Source organism: Hydrocoleum sp. CS-953 (assembly GCF_002260545.1).
In the GTDB taxonomy this organism is placed as follows: domain Bacteria; phylum Cyanobacteriota; class Cyanobacteriia; order Cyanobacteriales; family Microcoleaceae; genus Trichodesmium.
Genome location: NZ_LGSU01000922.1, coordinates 1 through 5,448, shown reverse-complemented (window position 1 = coordinate 5,448; position 5,448 = coordinate 1). Strand labels below are relative to the sequence as shown.

General features: G+C 36.0%; 3 protein-coding genes and 1 pseudogene. 3 read left to right on the top strand and 1 reads right to left on the bottom strand.

Annotated elements, in window-relative coordinates; genetic code table 11:
• The first annotated feature begins 749 nt into the window (after positions 1-749).
• From AFK68_RS12545 to AFK68_RS12535, 3 genes and pseudogenes are all read left to right on the top strand, one after another.
• Positions 750-944, top strand: coding sequence for a hypothetical protein (locus AFK68_RS12545; protein WP_094673104.1), 195 nt, complete (start codon positions 750-752; stop codon positions 942-944).
• Positions 945-1,725: 781 nt separating this feature from the next.
• A pseudogene (locus AFK68_RS12540) lies at positions 1,726-2,158 on the top strand (nitrilase-related carbon-nitrogen hydrolase); the annotation flags it as partial.
• Between the two features lie 120 nt (positions 2,159-2,278).
• Positions 2,279-2,920 carry a nitrilase-related carbon-nitrogen hydrolase gene (locus AFK68_RS12535; RefSeq protein WP_371357356.1) on the top strand — a complete coding sequence of 214 codons (642 nt, stop codon included), beginning with the start codon at positions 2,279-2,281 and terminating at the stop codon, positions 2,918-2,920.
• Positions 2,921-4,322: 1,402 nt separating this feature from the next.
• Here AFK68_RS12535 and AFK68_RS12525 read toward each other — a convergent pair.
• Positions 4,323-5,141, bottom strand: coding sequence for a class I SAM-dependent methyltransferase (locus tag AFK68_RS12525; RefSeq protein ID WP_094673101.1), 819 nt, complete (start codon positions 5,139-5,141; stop codon positions 4,323-4,325).
• Between the last annotated feature and the right edge of the window lie 307 nt (positions 5,142-5,448).

The following is a 5,448-nucleotide window of genomic DNA, read 5'->3' as shown; positions in this document are numbered from 1 at the left end:
GTGTGGGGAGTGTGGGGAGTGTGGGGAGTGTGGAAAAAAATATATATTCTCACGCTTCTCAAATCTAGTCACAGCAATATAGCAGTTGTCATGCTTGATAGACCACAGTTGATATGCACCGGAGAGGATGATGGAATATTTGTTGATGTCAGAAGTTGAGGAGCGAGAACTTTGAAACTAGCCTTTGACTCCTGTACGGGCGTTTTCCTGCGGAACATGTAAAACGAAGTTGTGCGTAGCTAATGGCCATTAGCTAGCGAACAACTTTCCTATCGGAATGCTCCGCAAACGTTTTATACCAATTACTAAAAGTAATGCTATACTTAGCTAACACTTCAGTTATTAAGTAGTTAACACCGATATTTTAATATTTTTGCTAATTTTAGCACTTGTTAATGTTAATTATTCTTATCTTTACTTCTCTGTAGGGACGCCCTTATGCAACGTCCCTACCACTCCCCTACTCCCCTGCTTAATCAAATGTAGAAAACTTTTTGAGAAATGGTATTACATGTTCCGTAGGAAAACGCCCCTAAGACTCCTGACTCCTGACTCCTACAGTAGTTTTGTGGTTTACTCAACTGAAAAGCGCTGTAATTTAATTTCTGTATATCAGGAATTTGATGGCTCTTCCTCCTATCTAACCTCTGACTTCTAACTTCTAACTTCTCAATTCAGGTGATTATTCTTTACTATTCCAGAATTTTTGTTTCAAAATATTAAGTAAGGATGAGTTGAGAGTATTGTCCATGTTTCCATTCTTTACTAAGTCCTGCTGTGGTTGGGACTTTTTTCAACCAGAATCTCGTAAGGCCCAACAGGAGAATAAACTTAAATTCCTCAAGTGGATGCGAGATGACCTAGAAACTAGATTGGCTGGACTTAATGCGGCCATTCAGACTATAGAACGACAAATCAATCAAGAGCAAGATTCAGCTTCCTAAGCTATCTTGAGTAAACTATTTTTCGTTCTTACACTTTAACTACAGTTATATATTTTGCTGGGGCGTAATATTTTGCGCCCCTTTTTATCAGTTATTAGTTATTAGTTATTAGTTATCAGTTATTAGTTATTCAGTGCCTAGAAAAAATTAATTACCGAAATATTGTGGTTTAAAGCCTCCCCTTAAAAGGGGATAATAAATAAAAATTTTCCTGTTCGTCAATCCTATCCGTTTTCAAGGAGAGGTAATTCGCGCATTCTAAATTCTAAATTCTTGAACTAATTNAAAATTAATTACCGAAATATTGTGGTTTAAAGCCTCCCCTTAAAAGGGGATAATAAATAAAAATTTTCCTGTTCGTCAATCCTATCCGTTTTCAAGGAGAGGTAATTCGCGCATTCTAAATTCTAAATTCTTGAACTAATTTTCTTCCCTGTAATTTTTACAAAATTAGGCTATTGAGTATCCAGAGTATGTGTAATTAATTTTCCATAACTACTTATTGTTAAGGGAAAAATTTTAATTTTCTCCTATTACCCAACCAACCTATTTCCTACCTACTAGAAAAAGTTAATATAGCAATATTTTTTGAAATTGGTATTAAGTAGCAATTAAATGTAGGGGTTTGGTGACCAAACCCCTACCAAACTGATGCTAGAATCTTATTCTCCAAAGCAAGTGGATTTGATATTACTCCTGTGCTAGGCATTTCTTATTCCTACACACCATTAATATGCAAGACTACCAACTTTTAACTTTCGTGAAACGGTATTAGCAAAATATGATCGAAGCTATTCATCAAATACCCCCTTTCCAAGCTTTGGCCCTCCAAGTCAAGGCTGAGGCCGTAAATCTGGCCAATGACCGCTCAGAAGCGCGATCGCTCATCGAACAAACTATTAACCGCATCGGCCAACAAATAGCTCCCAGTAAAGCATTTATTGGGCCTAACTGTAAATTGGTCCTCTTACCAGAATATTTCCTCACAGGTTTTCCGATGGCGGAGTCTTTGACAAGTTGGGCAGAAAAAGCTTGTTTAGAAATGAATGACCCACTTTACGATCGCCTGGGAGAAATTGCCCAAAAAAATGCTATTTTTCTGGCGGGCAATGCTTATGAACTTGACCCCAACTTTCCCGAATTATATTTTCAAAATTGCTTTGTTTTTGACCCCACTGGCAATATGGTATTACGCTACCGCCGTCTGAACTCCANGCCTGGGAGAAATTGCCCAAAAAAATGCTATTTTTCTGGCGGGCAATGCTTATGAACTTGACCCCAACTTTCCCGAATTATATTTTCAAAATTGCTTTGTTTTTGACCCCACTGGCAATATGGTATTACGCTACCGCCGTCTGAACTCCATGTTTGCTCCTACCCCCCATGATGTTTGGGATAAATATCTTGACTGTTACGGTTTAGAGGGTGTGTTTCCTGTTGCTAAAACAGCGATCGGTAATCTTGCTGCTGTTGCTTCTGATGAAATTTTATTTCCAGAAGTGACTAGATGTTTGGCGATGCGGGGGGCTGAAATTTTACTTCATCCTACTTCGGAAGTTTATGGACAAGCGCGATCGCCGAAAGAAGCTGCTAAGGTTTCCCGTGCTGTGGAAAATATGATGTATGTTGTGTCTGCTAATACTGCTGGTATTGCGAATACTCCTATTGCTGAAGCTTCGGTTGATGGGGGTTCCAAAATTCTCGACTATAGAGGTTTAGTATTAGCAGAAACTGGGCAGGGGGAAAGTATGGCAGCTTATGCAGAAATTGATATTACTGCTCTGCGCAACTATCGCCGTCAAGTGGGAATGAAAAATTTGTTAGCAAGACAACGGTGGGATGCTTATGCAGAAAGTTATAGTCAATTTCATGGTTATCCTGGTAATACTATGGATAGTGGAGTTGTGGAACGAAAACATTTTATTGAAACTCAAGTTGCAACTATTGAAGAGTTGGCGAAACAAGATATTATTTAATACCTTATAAGTTATTGATCAGGACTTACGCAGAAGAACTCAGAAACCTAGTTTTTTTAGTAGTAGATGTTTATTTTTCCGACTAATAATTTCTCCTAGCAACTGGGTTTCTTTGTGTAGGTTTTATATAGAACCTATTTGGGATATCATAGATTGGGAGTGTGGGGAGAGGGGGGAGTAGGAGTGTGGGAAAGATGGCGAAATGGTGCATTAGGGGAGATTAATAGGGGGGTTTTTCCTCTATTCTATTTCTCTCACTCCTGACTCCATTTATCAAAAACCCACACTTTTCTAAAGATACCAAATGGCTTCTATAGAAACCCTAACTGTATCTTTTATGTTTACATTAATTTTTCTGGTGTTGCACAATCAGGAATGATGAAATCCGAATATTTGATATTTTTGGATAATTCTTTCCTCTATATATATACGGTTGAAAATCTATTATCATTCTTTAATGTGCAACCCCACTTTTATTTCTACAATTTCTACAGTTTCTACAACATTCCCAATCGCATTTGTCATGGGTAGCAAAGCGGAACGGTTTTCTATGGCGCTCTAAAGTATACTATTTTTAGTTGAATAAAAAATCATGCATATAGGCGAACGACCCCAGTTAAATTTTATTGTATCACAAATATTGTGAGAATACAAGGGAAAATCCTTTGAGCCGCCGATTTTTTTCAGGAGCTTAATAAAATGAAAATGCTGGTGATTTTCCACTGATATAAAATCTGGTTCTATAATTATCACATTTGCTACTACTTTGAAAAAATAATTTTACGAATAATAAGCACAATTAAAATATTTTATAGTCAACTTATATTTTACGAAAAAGATAATTTAAGATAAGAAAAAGTAGATAAAACTTATTTATTATGACTTCTGTACGGGCGATTCGCTAATCGCCCCTACGACTCCTGACTTCTAAGAAGTACCCTAACTATTTGTAGTAAACATTTATCAAATTGGTATAACACAAGTAATTTTTTGCATTAGGAATTCACGGGGTTTGGTCTCCTTTCCCCAAGTGAATAAGGGATTTGTCAAGCAAACCCCTACTGTTTTTTCTCACCATACATTTCTTATGGCTATATCTATAAATATAGAACACATTTGGGAGCTAAAGGTACTAATAACTGATAACTGAAATGACCCAATCAAATTTTTATTTTAAAATCCTACGAAATCAGTCATAATTTTGTTCCTGACGCTACTAAAGCAGACATAGGTAAAACCAATTTATTTTTATCAAAATAAGGCTGTGATGTTTGACGAATAGCATCCTTAATATCTGCAATATTTGCGTCAGTTTGATTGCGAAGCAAACCACCTGTTCTTGGCGTACCTTGATAAAAAGCATCAAACAATTCATCAGCATTTGTTAATTCCCAAGTCAANGTCATAATTTTGTTCCTGACGCTACTAAAGCAGACATAGGTAAAACCAATTTATTTTTATCAAAATAAGGCTGTGATGTTTGACGAATAGCATCCTTAATATCTGCAATATTTGCGTCAGTTTGATTGCGAAGCAAACCACCTGTTCTTGGCGTACCTTGATAAAAAGCATCAAACAATTCATCAGCATTTGTTAATTCCCAAGTCAAAGAAAATTTACTTACCAAAGGATGAGAAAAGCCTGCATTTTTTAATGCAGAAATAGAGTTTTGTTCTTCACTAAAATAAGAAAATGGAGGTCCTTCAGGAAGAGCTACTTCTAAATTGCCATAAGCTTTAATTGCGTCATAAACTAACTTCATCCCAATACATTTATCGAATACATCCCAGACAGTAAAAGCAAATTTTCCTGGATGACGTAGCACTCGAAATGCTTCATTAATTGCTTTTTGAGGTTCAGCTAAATGTAAAATGCCAAAGTTCATCACAACAGCATCAAATTCTTGATTTTCAAAAGGTAAAGATTCGGCTTCTCCTTGAATAAATTCTAGGTCAGGATTAAGTTGTTTAGCTTTATTTAACATGGCACTAGAAAAATCTAATCCAATCACTTGAGATTGAAGTTTAGCAGCACCCGCAGCTACATAACCAGGTCCAGTAGCAATATCGAGTATTTTGGTTCCTGTTTGGGGGTTTACAGTATTCAGAAGTGGTTGAATCATTTGATTAGTTAGAGAACCAAAAGAATTATTATATTGGTCTACAGATTGTTGCCACCCATTATATTCAAATTCTCTAAATTCTTTGGCTAAATTAGTCATTTATTTTATTTTATTTGGACAGTCTTTTTACTATATCATACTAAGTTCATTAATTAATAATGAATAATGAATAATTGATAATTACCTCTTTAACAATTGATAATTAAGAATAGATAATGGATAATTATTTTTGTTTTCGGCTGTCGCCGATATGTTTGCGGAGCATTACATTAGGAAAAAGCTGCGCGAGATGAATGAGGAGTATGACAAAGTTCAAGCTTTGCGGAGCGCAAAAACAATTACCAATTATCCATTTAAAAGGAGAGGATTTAAACTTTTAGGGATTAATTATCCATTAGTAATTATT